Annotated in this window: 14 protein-coding genes, 5 pseudogenes and 1 riboswitch; of the genes and pseudogenes, 9 read left to right on the forward strand and 10 right to left on the reverse strand. The window is 59.9% G+C overall.

From position 1 onward, the window contains the following. The first annotated feature begins 496 nt into the window (after positions 1 to 496). The 4 genes from I6L48_RS09780 (at position 497) to aqpZ (ending at position 3,651) form a co-directional block, all read left to right on the forward strand. Positions 497 to 724: a hypothetical protein gene (locus I6L48_RS09780; protein WP_010673513.1), complete on the forward strand. Its 228-nt coding sequence runs from the start codon at positions 497 to 499 to the stop codon at positions 722 to 724. A 283-nt stretch (positions 725 to 1,007) separates the two neighbouring features. Next, positions 1,008 to 1,916: a Gfo/Idh/MocA family protein gene (locus tag I6L48_RS09785; protein ID WP_113069868.1), complete on the forward strand. Its 909-nt coding sequence runs from the start codon at positions 1,008 to 1,010 to the stop codon at positions 1,914 to 1,916. Between the two features lie 233 nt (positions 1,917 to 2,149). Then, on the forward strand, positions 2,150 to 2,671 hold the full coding sequence (gene ruvC, locus I6L48_RS09790) for a crossover junction endodeoxyribonuclease RuvC (protein ID WP_010673515.1): 522 nt from the start codon (positions 2,150 to 2,152) through the stop codon (positions 2,669 to 2,671). A 293-nt stretch (positions 2,672 to 2,964) separates the two neighbouring features. Further along, the gene (gene aqpZ, locus I6L48_RS09795; RefSeq protein ID WP_010673516.1) at positions 2,965 to 3,651 is read left to right on the forward strand and encodes an aquaporin Z; all 687 of its coding nucleotides are present in this window, start codon (positions 2,965 to 2,967) and stop codon (positions 3,649 to 3,651) included. A 105-nt stretch (positions 3,652 to 3,756) separates the two neighbouring features. Here aqpZ and I6L48_RS09800 read toward each other — a convergent pair. The 6 genes and pseudogenes from I6L48_RS09800 to I6L48_RS09825 form a co-directional block, all read right to left on the reverse strand. After that, positions 3,757 to 3,860 (reverse strand): annotated as a pseudogene (locus I6L48_RS09800) (lytic transglycosylase domain-containing protein); the annotation flags it as partial. Between the two features lie 14 nt (positions 3,861 to 3,874). After that, positions 3,875 to 3,979 (reverse strand): annotated as a pseudogene (locus I6L48_RS09805) (lytic transglycosylase domain-containing protein); the annotation flags it as partial. 14 nt (positions 3,980 to 3,993) lie between these two features. Continuing rightward, positions 3,994 to 4,097 (reverse strand): annotated as a pseudogene (locus I6L48_RS09810) (lytic transglycosylase domain-containing protein); the annotation flags it as partial. Positions 4,098 to 4,111: 14 nt separating this feature from the next. Next, positions 4,112 to 4,215 (reverse strand): annotated as a pseudogene (locus I6L48_RS09815) (lytic transglycosylase domain-containing protein); the annotation flags it as partial. Positions 4,216 to 4,229: 14 nt separating this feature from the next. Then, positions 4,230 to 4,333: pseudogene (locus I6L48_RS09820) on the reverse strand (lytic transglycosylase domain-containing protein); the annotation flags it as partial. 14 nt (positions 4,334 to 4,347) lie between these two features. Continuing rightward, the gene (locus tag I6L48_RS09825; RefSeq protein WP_041213327.1) at positions 4,348 to 5,088 is read right to left on the reverse strand and encodes a lytic transglycosylase domain-containing protein; all 741 of its coding nucleotides are present in this window, start codon (positions 5,086 to 5,088) and stop codon (positions 4,348 to 4,350) included. Between the two features lie 324 nt (positions 5,089 to 5,412). Here I6L48_RS09825 and I6L48_RS09830 point away from each other — a divergent pair, with 324 nt between their 5' ends. Then, entirely contained in the window at positions 5,413 to 5,871 is a 459-nt protein-coding gene (locus I6L48_RS09830; RefSeq protein ID WP_029313989.1) for a GNAT family N-acetyltransferase, read from the forward strand. Between the two features lie 4 nt (positions 5,872 to 5,875). On the opposite strand, the gene I6L48_RS09835 is transcribed toward I6L48_RS09830, so the two are convergent. Continuing rightward, positions 5,876 to 6,418 carry a DUF1439 domain-containing protein gene (locus I6L48_RS09835; RefSeq protein ID WP_042017301.1) on the reverse strand — a complete coding sequence of 181 codons (543 nt, stop codon included), beginning with the start codon at positions 6,416 to 6,418 and terminating at the stop codon, positions 5,876 to 5,878. A gap of 96 nt (positions 6,419 to 6,514) precedes the next feature. Between I6L48_RS09835 and cls the strand changes: the two genes are divergently transcribed. Beyond that, the gene (gene cls, locus I6L48_RS09840) at positions 6,515 to 7,996 is read left to right on the forward strand and encodes a cardiolipin synthase (RefSeq protein ID WP_010673520.1); all 1,482 of its coding nucleotides are present in this window, start codon (positions 6,515 to 6,517) and stop codon (positions 7,994 to 7,996) included. A 109-nt stretch (positions 7,997 to 8,105) separates the two neighbouring features. Beyond that, a complete protein-coding gene (locus tag I6L48_RS09845; RefSeq protein WP_113069869.1) occupies positions 8,106 to 9,374 on the forward strand; it encodes a DUF945 family protein in 1,269 nt (422 codons plus the stop codon). A gap of 58 nt (positions 9,375 to 9,432) precedes the next feature. Here I6L48_RS09845 and purU read toward each other — a convergent pair whose 3' ends face one another. Further along, positions 9,433 to 10,269: a formyltetrahydrofolate deformylase gene (purU, locus tag I6L48_RS09850; protein WP_029313992.1), complete on the reverse strand. Its 837-nt coding sequence runs from the start codon at positions 10,267 to 10,269 to the stop codon at positions 9,433 to 9,435. Between the two features lie 209 nt (positions 10,270 to 10,478). Continuing rightward, positions 10,479 to 10,636: riboswitch (FMN riboswitch) on the forward strand. Between the two features lie 104 nt (positions 10,637 to 10,740). On the opposite strand from purU, the gene ribB reads away from it, so the two are divergent. Together ribB and I6L48_RS09860 are read left to right on the forward strand one after the other, a co-directional pair. Then, a complete protein-coding gene (ribB, locus tag I6L48_RS09855; protein ID WP_010673523.1) occupies positions 10,741 to 11,394 on the forward strand; it encodes a 3,4-dihydroxy-2-butanone-4-phosphate synthase in 654 nt (217 codons plus the stop codon). Positions 11,395 to 11,619: 225 nt separating this feature from the next. Next, positions 11,620 to 11,862, forward strand: a complete 243-nt coding sequence (locus I6L48_RS09860) for an Lpp/OprI family alanine-zipper lipoprotein (RefSeq protein ID WP_010634682.1) — start codon at positions 11,620 to 11,622, stop codon at positions 11,860 to 11,862. A gap of 142 nt (positions 11,863 to 12,004) precedes the next feature. Here the strand turns inward: I6L48_RS09860 and I6L48_RS09865 are convergent, their stop codons facing one another. Both I6L48_RS09865 and I6L48_RS09870 read right to left on the reverse strand, forming a co-directional pair. Then, positions 12,005 to 12,853 (reverse strand): tetratricopeptide repeat protein, encoded by an 849-nt coding sequence (locus I6L48_RS09865; RefSeq protein ID WP_041214740.1) that lies wholly within the window; start codon positions 12,851 to 12,853, stop codon positions 12,005 to 12,007. Continuing rightward, on the reverse strand, positions 12,850 to 13,572 hold the full coding sequence (locus I6L48_RS09870) for a 4'-phosphopantetheinyl transferase superfamily protein (protein WP_041214741.1): 723 nt from the start codon (positions 13,570 to 13,572) through the stop codon (positions 12,850 to 12,852). Before I6L48_RS09870 ends, I6L48_RS09865 begins: the two co-directional genes overlap by 4 nt. Between the last annotated feature and the right edge of the window lie 77 nt (positions 13,573 to 13,649).

A 13,649-nucleotide genomic window follows, 5' to 3' on the forward strand; every position in this document is an offset into this window, starting at 1 on the left:
ACCATCCCTTTGAGTGATGAATGCTCGCATCATAACAACGTCCGGTATCGCGCCAGCTCCCCGCCGGTGTGATCGCATCTGAATTGGCGTCATCGATGCCAAGACATTCTTTTTAATCCCCCGAGTTTCACAAATGCCATCGCAAATGCTGGATGACAAGTTGTGCTGGGCGCTGGATGAGGGCTTTCTCCAAAAGATGGCTGTCCTGATAAGGCCTAATAAGGCGGTCTCCTGATAAGGCGCTGATAAGGCGGGTTGGGGAAGAGGGGCTATCGGCCCTTTGTTATCAGGCCCTTTTTCACAACGCTGCGACATCGTGGGTGTTGCTTGAGCAAGTATTTTTTGCAGCAGTGAAACAGATGGATCTTAAATGGTTCCTCCAATGGAACAATTCGTACACAAAGATGGCTGTCCCAAATGATGGAAGGCTTTGTTATCTTGCTGGATACGTTGGCAAGGGCGAGTCACGTGGAACGTTCAAGTCAGGAGCAATCAGATGGCGATAACAACGCGATCCCGAAGAGAGAAGGTAGGCAGCGGGCTTGGGCTGGTGATGGGGCTCATCGCCTTTAACCTGATCGTGCCTCTGCTTCCGGTTGCAACAGAGATGTCGGATATGACCCGGATGATAGGTGCCATGGTCAGCGCCATGCTTTGCGCCGAGCTGGGCGCCAGGATTGGCAAGTGGCGGGATGCCAAAGAGCAGGCCGGATCGGCAGAGTAACTCGACGTGAGAAGAGCGCCAATCGCCCGAGTGCGGCGGTGTGTGCGGGTGTAACAGGCAGGGCGACAGTTGTCGCCCTGCCTGTTTTGCTATCGCGGTTTGCCACTCAAGCGCCGCGCCGCCGGGGGGCGCTTCGATGGAGGAAGGTGGCCAGGGTGTCGCGGGGCGATGCCGCATTGCATCAGAATGAGCCTGGAGCGAGATGGCGCCAAGGCTGGATCTGCGAGGGAAATCCTGAGATCGTGCAGGCAGTTATCTGGTTATCCCCTTGAGAGGAGTGCCCATGCGCATTGCCCTGATTGGCCTTGGCGATATCGCCCGGAAGGCCTATCTGCCGCTGCTTGCAAACGACGAGCGAGTCACCCCGCTGCTCTGTACCCGGAGTCCCTCGGTGCTCGGCAAACTGGCGCGCCAGTACCGGATTGGCGAGTGTTTTACCGAGGTCGATGCGCTGCTGGCGAGCCGACCTGATGCGGTGATGATCCACGCTGCCACCGCCGTGCACGGCAAACTGGCGGAGCTGTGCCTGCGTGCCGGCATTCCCACCTTTGTGGACAAGCCGCTGTGTGACAACGCAGAAGAGGTGGAGGCGCTCGCCAATCTCGCCATCGCCAGAGACTGCCCGCTGTTTGTGGGCTTCAACCGTCGCTATCTGCCCGCCATGGCCGCCGCACGCGGCCAGCCGCTGACCGAGCTCCATTGGCAAAAGCACAGGCACGCCCTGCCGGGGGCGCCTCGCCAGTTCTTGTTCGACGACTGTATCCATGTGCTCGACAGCCTCTGCTGTTATGGCGGCGAGCCGGATGGGGAGCTGCATGCGGTGCTGCGACGCAGCAGTGAGCAGCCCGAGCTGCTGGCCGGGGTGAGCGTCGCCTGGCAGAGTGGGCAGATGGCGGTGAGCGGCAGCATGAATCGCAGCGCCGGCATGACCGAGGAGCGCATCGATGCCTATGGCGACAACCTCTCATTGCATATCGAGAACTGCACCCGTGGCCTGCTTGCGCGAGACAACACAGTGCAGACTCTGGCTCCGGGCGACTGGCAGCCCGTGCTGGCGAGCCGAGGCTTTGTCGCCATGCTCGAGCACTGGTATGGGCAGATTGACGTCGGGCGGGCAGACGGGGCGCTGGTCGAGAGCTACCTGCAAAGCCATCGACTGGCGGAGCGCCTCGTCGCCCTGGCAAAGGGATGACCCGGAGGCAAGGGGCTGGTGACACCGGCAGGCATCACTGGCCAGAGAAGCGGCAGAGCACTGTATGAGATGGTGGCTCCTTGCGCAGTCAGCCGGGAAAGGTGCCAGCGAGCGAGCCAAGCGAAGGCGGGTTTGTTATCTTGGCGGCCATCAAGAGCTGCAGGGCAAGAGATCGCAATGAAGAAGGTGTCGAAGATGAGATGGCTGACCGCAGTGGGCGGGGTATTCCGTTCATGAGCATCATTCTGGGGATCGATCCCGGTTCGCGCATCACCGGTTACGGGGTCATTCGCATCGTCGCGGGCAAGGCGGAATATCTGGGATCGGGCTGCATCCGCACCGATCTGGGGGAGCTGCCGTCTCGCCTGAAGCAGGTCTATGACGGGGTGAGCGAGATCATCACCCAGTTCAAGCCGGACGAGTTCGCCATCGAGCGGGTCTTCATGGCGCGCAACGCGGACTCTGCCCTGAAACTCGGCCAGGCCCGTGGCAGCGCCATCGTCGCGGCGGTCAACGCCCTGCTGCCGGTGAGCGAGTACTCGGCGACCCAGATCAAACAGGCGGTGGTGGGCACCGGTGGCGCCGCCAAGGAGCAGGTGCAGCACATGGTGACCCATCTGCTCAAGCTCTCTGCCACCCCCCAGGCGGATGCGGCGGATGCTCTCGGGGTGGCGCTCTGCCACTTCCACACCCGTCAGAGCCTCATTCGCATGGCCGGGCGGGCCAGCGGATCGGTGCGCGGCCGTTATCGCTGATCCCCGGGGGAGGGCTTCTGGTGTTGGCAGGGGAGCGCGGGGAGCTGCTGGCAAAATCGCTGGTCGGGTCACAATCTGTCGCGTCCCTCGATGGGACTCCCATGGAGAAGTGCACCGGGTGGGGGAATATCTTTCTACTTTATCAATAACTTGTGACATTCATCACATATCCGCGATGAATCGGGTCGGTTTCGTCTTGCTCCGCCACACTCCCATAATATGGCGCCTGTTCAATAACAGTGTCCGTATGAGCCTTTCAGGTTCGCGTGTTAGTCATCATGGGAGAGACAAGAGTGAAACCTTTTGCTGCTGAATTTATGGGAACCTTCTGGCTGGTGCTGGGGGGCTGCGGGAGCGCCGTGCTGGCTGCCGCCTTCCCCAATGTGGGGATTGGCCTGCTGGGCGTGGCCCTGGCGTTCGGCCTGACTGTGCTGACCATGGCCTATGCCATCGGTCATATCTCGGGTTGCCACCTGAACCCGGCCGTGACCGTCGGACTCTGGGCTGGTGGTCGCTTCCCGGCCTCCAACGTGCTGCCCTACATCGTGGCCCAGGTGCTTGGCGGGATCGTGGCAGGTGGCGTGCTCTATGTCATTGCCAGCGGACAGGCGGGTTTTGATGTGAGCGCCGGCTTTGCTTCCAACGGCTATGGCGAGCATTCCCCCGGCGGTTACAGCCTGCTGGCCGCACTGGTGTGTGAAGTGGTGATGACCGGTTTCTTCCTGTTCGTCATCATGGGCGCCACCGACAGCCGTGCACCGGCCGGGTTTGCTCCCATCGCCATCGGTCTGTGCCTGACCCTCATCCACCTCATCAGCATCCCGGTGACCAACACCTCGGTCAACCCGGCGCGCAGCACTGGCGTGGCGCTTTTTGTCGGTGACTGGGCCGTGGGCCAGCTCTGGCTGTTCTGGGTTGCCCCCATTGTCGGTGCCATTCTGGGTGCATTGGCCTATCGTGTGATCGCCACGAAAGAGTGATGTGTTGCTAGTTAACGTGTGGTATCGACACGCCCTCGGGCGTGTTTTTTTATGCCTGAAGGAATACCGGGCAGGGCGCCATGCTGACGATAGGGTACGGCATGATCACAGTCCCTTGGCGCTCAGCATCTCTTTGTAGCGCTGATGCAGCAACTTGACCCGTTCCACATAGGCCCGGGTTTCGGCCAATGAGGGATGCCGCCGTGCTTGTACCGTACCGGTCCTACAACCCCTTGGCGCTCAGCATCTCTTTGTAGCGCTGATGCAGCAGCTTGACTCGTTCCACATAGGCCCGGGTTTCGGCATAGGGCGGGATGCCGCCGTGCTTGTACCGTACCGGTCCTACAACCCTTTGGCGTTCAGCATCTCTTTGTAGCGCTGATGCAGCAGCTTGACTCGTTCCACATAGGCCCGGGTTTCGGCCAATGAGGGATGCCGCCGTGCTTGTACCGTACCGGTCCTACAGTCCCTTGGCGCTCAGCATCTCCTTGTAGCGCTGATGCAGCAGCTTGACTCGTTCCACATAGGCCCGGGTTTCGGCCAATGAGGGATGCCGCCGTGCTTGTACCGTACCGGTCCTACAACCCTTTGGCGTTCAGCATCTCTTTGTAGCGCTGATGCAGCAGCTTGACTCGTTCCACATAGGCCCGGGTTTCGGCCAATGAGGGATGCCGCCGTGCTTGTACCGTACCGGTCCTACAGTCCCTTGGCGCTCAGCATCTCTTTGTAGCGCTGATGCAGCAGCTTGACCCGTTCCACATAGGCCCGGGTTTCGGCATAGGGCGGTATGCCGCCGTGTTTTTGCACCGCACCGGCGCCTGCATTGTAGGCGGCGGTGGCCAGGGCCACATTGCCGTCATACTGCTTGAGCAGACCCGCCAGGTATTTCACCCCGCCAAAGATGTTCTGCTCCGCCAGCAGGGCGTTGCCGACCCCGAGCTCGCGCGCCGTGGCGGGCATCAGCTGGGTCAGTCCCATGGCGCCCTTGCGGGAGACGGCCAGAGGATTGAAAGCGGACTCGGCATGGATCAGCGCCCGGATGAGGGCAGGCTCGACCTGATAAGCCTTGGCTGCCGCCTGTATGGTGCTGGCATAGTCATAGAGGAAGAGGCCTGTCGTGCGCCAGTTGACCTTGGACGCCGGATCGCAGGCATAGCAGTCGTTGAACAGCAGCAGTTCGTAGTGACCCTGCTCCGGCATCATGTCGGAATAGCGTATGACCCCGTTCTTTTGTACCGACTTGTAGACCTGGATCTGACGGCTTGCAGGCTTAGCGGGTTCAGGGGAGGGGAGCGGCGCCGTGGTGAGCGCCACGGTACGCGGCGTGGGAACCGGGGAGGAGACAGCCGTCTCCGGGGTCAGGATCACCACCTCTGCCGGCGGCGGTATCTGAGCCGGGGCTGCGTGGGAAAACAGCGGCATCATGCCCAGCAACATCCATGCTTTCAACGGCTTGCTCCTTAAGCCTCGTTAGCCACGTTGAGTAAAGCATTCGGGATGGTGCAGAACAAGTGCCCGTGAACAGGGGAGGCTGGAAATGTGATGGCAGAGGGACGTCCCACCTGAGTGCTCACTCAGGACAAGGGGCGCGGCTCATGGCGTCAAGGGGCGGATGATCGCAACCTCGTCTTTTCCATCGAGTTATTGGCTTTTTTGTAAGTTAAAGGCGTGTTATCTTGCTGTTGCTCCACTCTGGTCTGATCTCTTCGTGGAGCCAGCGAGCGAGCAGGAGAGGGCCGGTATGGCCAGAGCGAAATGGGCATGACAAGCAGGCGAGCGATGGAGCTCAGATTCGAAGAGTACTGTGATGCGGATCTTTCCCTCATCAGAGACTATTACGAGACGACGTTTTCCCACTATGTGCCGGATTTGGCAGAACGGATTTTTGTGGTCCGTGACGCGCACTGGCTGGTGGGGGCGGTGCGCCTGCGCGATGAACAGGATTATTACCACTTGTGCGGCTTTCGTCTGCTCCCTCACTACCAGTCCCTGGGGCTGGGGTCCCGCTTGCTGCAGCATGCCTGCCGCGATCTTTCCGACAAGCCCGTGATCTGTCATGCCCTGCCGTTCGAGAAACCCTTCTACCTCAAGGCGGGATTTGACCACCTTCCCCTGCATGAACTCGACGGGCCCCTCCACTCTCTCTATCACCAGCAGCACGAACAGGGTTACCAGATCGAGCTGCTGGTGCGCCAGGCGAAGGCGCCTGTTTTCAACTGACGTCTTATTGGGGTTTGGTCAGCAGGTGGATCTTGCCTGGTGACAGCTCCAGCCCCAGCAGATTTTCCTTGAGCCAGGCCTGATTGGGATCCTTGTCATCCAGCTTGTAGACAGGCTGGGTCTCCAGCCGTTTCTCCATGCTCTGCAGCAGCATCCTCAGCATGAAACCAAACTTCTGTTCCGCCGCGGCAGGCTCCAGCTTGTAATCGATGAGCTTCATGTTGTCGAGGAAGAGCGCACTCTTGGCCTTGTCGTAGCGGGGCCTCGCCTCATAGGTCATGTTGAGGCGCGCGTCGTACTCGGTCTGATCCGGGAGCGCGATTTTCAGCTTGCCTTTGCCAAACACCCTGGCGGTATCCGGGCTCTGGCGACCAATCTGCACATCGCTCTGCTCGAGTTGCACATGGGCCTTGATGATGCCGGGCAATTCCAGCTGTTTGTCCACTTGCACCTGGGACTGCAGGTACTGATTTATCTGCTGCTCATTGATGTCATATGAGCCTTGACCTAGCATGGCCAGACTCAGCAGCATAGATTGCAGGATCATGCTAACGACCTGATAGAATGGGTGTGCCCCATAGCATACCATCCCGACCCTGTGGGGTCTGCCCGTGCCATCTGTCCAATACACCAAGGAGTCGCCTTGCTCGACGGTCTGGAATACGACATTCAGTTGCTGTTTTCCCGCTTTCTCGGCTGGTTATTGCTGTTGTTTCACACCGTGATCGTGGCTGGGATCTCCCTGCGGGTGGTGATGAAGCGGCGTCCCATCGGGGTATCCCTCGCCTGGTTGGCCCTCATCTATGCCATCCCCTTCGCCGGGGTCGGTTTCTACGTGCTGTTTGGCGAGATACGCCTCGGTCGCAAGCGGGCGGAGCGGGCCCAGGCCATGTACCGTCCTTACGCCATCTGGATCCGCCAGCTCGCGCGCCTCTTCCCCCAGCACTGCTGCGAGGTGGGCAGCAAGGCACGCCCGCTCCACGATCTGATCCAGGGGCGCTTGGCCATGCCCATGCTCTCGGGCAACCGGATGACCCTGCTGCACAAGCCTAAGAGCATCGTAGAGGAGATAGTGCGCGACATCCGGGGCTCCTCCCAATCCTGTTATCTGGAGTTCTACATCTGGCACCCCGGCGGGGATGTGGACGAGGTGTGCGAGGCGTTGATGGAGGTGGCGGCACGCGGCGTGGATTGTCGTGTCTTGCTCGACTCCATCGGCAGCAAGACCTTCTTCCGCTCCTCCTGGCCCAAAACCTTGCGCGCCGCCGGCGTCAAAGTCGTGGAAGTGTTGCCGGTCGGCGCCTGGCGAATCCCCTTCCAGCGCCAGGACTTGCGCATGCACCGCAAGCTGGTGGTGATCGATGACAAGGTTGGTTATACCGGCTCCATGAACATGGTGGATCCCCGTTTCTTCAAGCAGGATGCCGGGGTCGGCCAGTGGGTCGACATCATGATCCGGGTGCAGGGCCCCGTGGTGCCGTTGATGTGGTCCACCTTCGTCTGGGACTGGGAGATGGAGACCGGCGAGCGGCTGCTCGACAGTCTGCAACACGAGCCGGAAGCCTGGCCCCAGACCAACTATCGGGCCCAGCTCATTCCCTCAGGCCCCTTCGTCGGCGGTGACTGCATCCAGCAGAGCCTGCTGCTCGCCATCTACCAGGCTCGTCACCATCTGGTGCTGACCACCCCCTATTTCGTGCCGGACGATCCGCTGGCTGCGGCCCTCTCTTCGGCGGCGGCCCGCGGCGTGCTGGTACAGCTAGTTCTGCCTGCGCGAAACGACTCCCTGATGGCCAACCACGCCAGCAACTCCTTCATGGAGGATCTGCTGGCGGCAGGAGTGGAGATATACCGCTATGATGCCGGACTGCTGCACACCAAGAGCGTGCTGGTGGACGATGATTTCGCCCTGGTAGGCACGGTCAACCTCGACCGGCGCAGTCTCTGGCTCAATTTCGAGATCACCCTGCTCATCGACAACCCGGTGTTTGTCGCCGAGATGAACCAGCTGGTGCAGGGCTACATGCTGGAGGCGACCCCCATGTCACTGACGAGGTGGCGTGCCCGCCCCTGGTACAAAAAATTGCTTGAGAACATCTTCTACCTGTTCAGCCCCCTGCTGTGACAGCCAGAGCGTGGACCCCAAGCCGTTGTCTGGCTTGTGTTGATGCCCATCCTCCCCGTAGAGTGCGCCCATGCACCCGCCATTGAACCATTGTGGAGAAACAGAACTGATGAAGAAAAAAGTGGCCTTGGCCGTCGGAGCCGTGTTGGTGGTGGGAGGGCTTGGCGCCTGCTGGTACACGGGCAATACGTTCGACCGGATCCTGGCCGAGCAGATCGCCAGGGCGCAGCAGGAGAGCGGAATCGAAGTCACCTGGAGCCCGGAGACGGAGAATCTGTTCACCCGCGACGGCGTGCTCAAGGTGGTAGTGCCGCCCCAGACGCTGGCGAGTTTTGATCCCCAGCTGGCGGGAAGCGAACCCATCGAGATGCAGTTCGCGTTCAACAGCCGCCTGTTGCCGCTCTATATCAAGAGTCACCTCCAGCTTGATACCGCACAGGGCACGCTGGCGCCCATCCTGACCTCTCTGGGGATGCAGCAGTGGCAACTGGGGGCAGAATCGGCGAGCAGCCTCTGGACCATGAGCAACAGCTCCCGCTTCTGGGTGAGTGACTTCAAGGTCAAGGAGGGGCTCAACGAGTTCACCTTCCTGCCCTTGAACGGCGACTATCGCGGGGATCTCGACGGCAATGGCCATCTCACCGCCCACTGGTTGGGGATGACGGTCCACGATGCCCAGAGCAAGACAGATCTGGCCTTGGCGGATCTCAAGGGCAGTGCCGACATGGCCGAGATCAGCGGCCTCTGGCTCTCTCCCCGCAGCGATGCGACCCTCACGGCCTTCTCCCTGACCCAGCCGGGGAACGTCAAGATCACGCTGGAGGGGCTGACCACGGCCACCGAGCTGGCGGGGGACGATCTTCAGACGCTCTCCACTCGCTATCAGATGAAGGTGGCGACCCTCAACATGGAGAGCGAGGAAGACCGGCTCGCGCTGACCCAGGGAAATCTGGATCTCTCCCTCAAGGGGCTGGATCTCGAGGGGTATCAGACGCTGCAAGAGGCCAGCAGCAAACGGGTGGATGAAGCGGCCATCCAGGAAGCGCTGGACAAGATGCTCCAGAGAGGGGCCACGCTGGAACTGGCGGATCTGAGTGCGCGATTGAACGGTGAGCCTGTCAGCCTGCAAGGGGAGGCCAAGCTGGCGTCCACCACCCTGGCACAGTTGATGGGCAGCGAGGAGGGGATGCAGGCACTCTCCGGTCTGCTTCATGCCCACCTTGGGGAGAAGCTGGGCCAGGCCGTTCCCCAGTTGGCCCCCATGCTGGAGCAATTCATTGCCATGGGATATCTGAAGGCGCAGGAGTCACAGCTTCAGGCCGAGCTCAAGCTCGACAAAGGGGCCGTGACCGTCAATGGTCTGCCGCTGCACCCGTGAGTGCCGCGCAATGAAAAAGGCTCCCTCGGGAGCCTTTTTTCTGGGGGCGCGCAGCCGCTTATTTGAACACGACGGTCTTGTTGCCGTAGACGAAGACCCGCTCGTTCAGCACCAGTTCCAGCGCCCGGCTCAGCACGGATTTCTCCACGTCGCGTCCGGCCTTGGCCATGTCATCGGCACTGAAGGTGTGATCGACGTGGATCACGTCCTGCTCGACGATGGGGCCTTCATCCAGATCGTCGGTGACGAAGTGGGCGGTAGCACCAATCAGCTTGACCCCGCGGTCGAAGGCCTGACGATAGGGGCGGGCGCCGATGAAGGCAGGCAGGAAGGAGTGGTGGATATTGATGATCTTGCGCGGATAGGCTTCGACGAAGCTTGGGGTCAGCACACGCATGTATTTGGCCAGGATGACGTAATCCGGCTGGTAGCCATCGATGAGCGTGCGCACTTGCTCCTCATGCTCGGTGCGGCTCAGATCCTCGTGGCTCACGCAGTGGAAGGGGATGTCGAACTTGCCGGTCAGCTCGGCGAGGGTGTCGTAGTTGCCGATGACCGCGACGATGTCCATGTCCAGGGCGCCGGCATAGTTTTTCATCAGGATGTCGCCGAGGCAGTGAGTCTCCTTGGTCACCAGGATGACGATGCGCTTCTTGCCCGCCTTGACGAGACGACGCTGGGCGCCGGCAGGCAGGGCATCATCGAGGTCGGCCAGCAGGGTCTCGTCGTTGAAGCGCCCTTCCAGCTCGGTGCGCATGAAGAAGCGGCCGTTTTCGTGATCCACGAACTCGTCGTTCTTGTTGATGTTGAGTTGGTGCTTGTAGCAGATGTTGGTGATCTTGGCGATGAGACCCTTGGCGTCGGGGCAATCGGTCAGCAGTATTTTCTTTTCCATCTCTGTCATGATTCCGTTTGTGATGTTGGCACCCGGTCTGCGCGGGCGCGCGCGTTTTTGCTGGCACTATGCCACAAACGAAATCAGAAAGGACAGCGCGCCGTGTATCGGGTGGTGCTCGCGCGAAAATTGCAGTGCAGCCAGCTCCCGGTTTGTCTTTGATGGGTTTTTGGCTGGCATCCTGCGTCTTTTTTCTTTAGGCTGTCTGCGCTTATTCTCAGGGCGGGGCGAAATTCCCCACCGGCGGTATCCCGATGTGACTCGGGGAGCCCGCGAGCGCCCGACCCGGCATTCATCCGGGACGGGGTCAGCAGATCCGGTGAGATGCCGGAGCCGACGGTCATAGTCCGGATGAAAGAGGATAAGACAGATATTGCTGGCCAGACCCTGCCGGGTTGGCCGCCGCATGGCTACTTCTGTCTGCCTTTCCATGCCCTGATTCTGGTCCTTGTCTTTTTTAGGAGTCTTACCATGAATCAGTCTCTACTCAGTGAATTCGGTGATCCCATTGCTCGCGTCGAAGCCGCGCTGGCCGCCCTGCGTGCCGGTCAGGGTGTGCTGGTGGCCGATGATGAAGATCGCGAGAACGAAGGCGATCTCATCTTTGCCGCAGAAACCATGACCAACGAGCAGATGGCCATGATGATCCGCGAGTGCTCCGGCATCGTCTGCCTCTGTCTGACCGACGAGCGGGTTCGCCAGCTCGAGCTGCCGATGATGGTGGAGGCCAACTCCAGCCACTATCAGACTGCCTTCACCGTGACCATCGAAGCGGCGCAGGGGGTGACTACCGGGGTGTCCGCCGCCGATCGCATCACCACCATCCGCGCGGCCATCGCCGACGGCGCCCGGCCCTCCGATCTGCATCGACCCGGCCATGTCTTCCCGCTGCGCGCCCGCACGGGTGGGGTGCTGACCCGCCGTGGTCACACCGAAGCGACCGTCGATCTGATGCAGCTCGCCGGGCTCAAACCTTACGGAGTATTGTGCGAGTTGACCAAGGAAGATGGCTCCATGGCCAGGCTGCCGGACCTGGTGGCCTTCGGTCGCCAGCACCGGATGCCGGTCCTGACCATCGAAGATCTGGTGCAATATCGTCAATTGCTGTCAGAACGTTCAGCCTGAGCCTCATACGAAATTGTAATAAGCCCAAATTTTGGTTACGCTTTGTGCGAACCTCATCCAGGGACACTCATTTTTGCTTAAAGTTTGTACGGAAAGTGTGCAACTAAAAAAAAATGAGGGTTTTAACGCATTTATCTGTGATGAGGCCTATCCAAACTATGATTTTTTTGTGCCATAATCACGCCGCTTGCTAAACGTCTGGCGAGTTAAAGGGAGCTTTTAAAAATGAAAAAAATGTTGTTGGTAGGTGTTGTTGGTCTGTCCGCTCTGCTGGGCGGTTGTGCAAACACCAGCGAACTGGAAACTTCCGTTCAGAATCTGTCTAACAAAGTTGACCAACTGGCTCAAGATGTTAGCGCTGTTCGTGCTGATCAGTCCAAGATCGCTGCTGATGTTGCAGAAGCCAAGCAAGAAGCTATGCGTGCTAACCAGCGCATCGACAACATGGCTACTTCCTACAAGAAGTAATCCATGCGAAAAAATGGCGCATTTCAATGCGCCATTTTTTTTGCCTGAAATTCGTCAAATACCCGCTTTTTTTCCCGCTAAATATCCGCCTGACAAGGCAATGCCGACGAATCGGCATCCCCTCATCTGATTTTCCTGTCGCTCAATAGAGCAGGCTGTAGAGCTTGCGACGATAACTCTGCGCTGCAGGGTGCGCACCCATGGTTGCCAGCACATCGAGATAGATCTTCTTGGCATCGCCAAAGGCGAGATCACGTTTGAGGATGGTGAACAACAGGGCCAATGCCTCCTCTTGTCTACCAACCTGGCTGTAGAGCACCGCCAGCTCCTGGGCGAGGGCATGGTCATCAGGCTGTTCAGCGTGGCGCAGCTCCAGGGCGCGCAGCTCAGGACTGTCGCTGGCCTGCAGCGCCAGCGAGAGGCGGGAGCTCAGGGTCTGGTAATGATCATCCTGTGCCACCATGGGGATGGTCGAGAGCAGGCTCTGCGCCTCGTCAAGGAGATTGAGATCCAGCGCCGCCTGTATCAGCCAGAGCGTGATGTCGTGACGCTCGGGGGCGAGGCGATGGGCCTGGCCAAGATGGGTGTGCGCCACATCGGCTTGCCCGTTCTCCAGCGCCTGCTTTGCCTGATCGAGCAGCAACTCCTCCTCTTTGGGGGCAAAGGCGGCGAAATACTGGCGCAATGTGGCTTCATCCTGCGGCCCTTCCAGAATGGCCTGTTCATCCGGGCGCCCCTGATGGAACAGCACCAGCGCGGGCAGTGCGCGCAGGGCAAGCTGGCTGGCCAGAGGCTGCAACTGGGGGTCGTTCATGTCGACTTTGGCCAGGGTCACCGCCGCATTGGCCGGGCCGACCAGCGCTTCCACTTGCGGGGTCATGGCCTGGCACTCCGGCATCTGGGGGGCGTGGAAATAGATGACGACCGGCTTTTTCATGGACGCATCGAGCAATTCTGCGTGGAAGTTCTGGGGAGTGATGTCGACGATCATGAGGCTGACTCTCGAAAAATGGTGTGGATCAACATGGGGTCCAGCGGGATGGAATTCAAGCGCGCATCCAGCAGATGGGCATCGACCCGGCGAGTCGGGGCAGCCAGGCTGAGCCATCCGCTGCCCGCGGGCCAGTCGCGGATTTCATAGTGGCGATTGTCGAGATGATTTTTGAGCTGCCATGCCTGCTCCGGAAGGAAGCAGATTTTGTCGAGTCCGGCGGAAATACCATCGCCATGCGCCTTGAGCACAGCTTCCTTGCGAGACCATAGCCGATAGAAGGCCGAATGTTGCTCCTCTCGGGGCAGGGCGTTCAACCATTGGTATTCGCTTGGCGCATAGAAGCGTTTGGCCAGCGGCAGTATGGGGCGGTGACGCAATCCCATCTCGATGTCCACCCCAAGGGGGCCCTCCTCACAGAGGGCGATCACCAGCCACTCTCCGCTGTGGCTGAGGTTGAACTGCCAGCGATGACTGAGCAGTGTCGGTTTGCCATGCGCACCGATACCAAAAGTCAGGGCATCGGCCCGGCAATGGAGTCGCTCGGCCAGCAGGCGGCGCAGCAGCACCCGGCCGAGCAGGTACTCATGCTGGCGACCCGCCTGGTGGATCTCGTGCCAGTGACGGCGTTCATCCGGGGCGAGTTCGGATGCCAGCCTGATCACCAGGTCTGCATCAACGCTTGCCGTATTTAACAAATAGAGATCCGCAGATAGCATAATATTTCACTTAAAAATGGGGGTGAAATAGTGATAACAGTCCGTTTGATGCGCTCAAAACCGATGCTTTCAAGATT

It is taken from the genome of Aeromonas sp. FDAARGOS 1418 (assembly GCF_019048585.1).
Taxonomy (GTDB): Bacteria; Pseudomonadota; Gammaproteobacteria; order Enterobacterales; family Aeromonadaceae; genus Aeromonas; species Aeromonas caviae.

Excerpts from the sequence above, each read along its gene's own strand:
- I6L48_RS09835 (WP_042017301.1), bottom strand. The coding sequence starts at position 6,418 with ATGATCCTGCAATCTATGCTGCTGAGTCTGGCCATGCTAGGTCAAGGC.
- I6L48_RS09870 (WP_041214741.1), bottom strand. The coding sequence starts at position 13,572 with ATGCTATCTGCGGATCTCTATTTGTTAAATACGGCAAGCGTTGATGCA.
- ruvC (WP_010673515.1), top strand. The coding sequence starts at position 2,150 with ATGAGCATCATTCTGGGGATCGATCCCGGTTCGCGCATCACCGGTTAC.
- I6L48_RS09780 (WP_010673513.1), top strand. The coding sequence starts at position 497 with ATGGCGATAACAACGCGATCCCGAAGAGAGAAGGTAGGCAGCGGGCTT.
- purU (WP_029313992.1), bottom strand. The coding sequence starts at position 10,269 with ATGGAAAAGAAAATACTGCTGACCGATTGCCCCGACGCCAAGGGTCTC.
- I6L48_RS09865 (WP_041214740.1), bottom strand. The coding sequence starts at position 12,853 with ATGATCGTCGACATCACTCCCCAGAACTTCCACGCAGAATTGCTCGAT.
- I6L48_RS09830 (WP_029313989.1), top strand. The coding sequence starts at position 5,413 with ATGACAAGCAGGCGAGCGATGGAGCTCAGATTCGAAGAGTACTGTGAT.
- ribB (WP_010673523.1), top strand. The coding sequence starts at position 10,741 with ATGAATCAGTCTCTACTCAGTGAATTCGGTGATCCCATTGCTCGCGTC.
- I6L48_RS09860 (WP_010634682.1), top strand. The coding sequence starts at position 11,620 with ATGAAAAAAATGTTGTTGGTAGGTGTTGTTGGTCTGTCCGCTCTGCTG.
- I6L48_RS09785 (WP_113069868.1), top strand. The coding sequence starts at position 1,008 with ATGCGCATTGCCCTGATTGGCCTTGGCGATATCGCCCGGAAGGCCTAT.
- I6L48_RS09825 (WP_041213327.1), bottom strand. The coding sequence starts at position 5,088 with ATGTTGCTGGGCATGATGCCGCTGTTTTCCCACGCAGCCCCGGCTCAG.
- I6L48_RS09845 (WP_113069869.1), top strand. The coding sequence starts at position 8,106 with ATGAAGAAAAAAGTGGCCTTGGCCGTCGGAGCCGTGTTGGTGGTGGGA.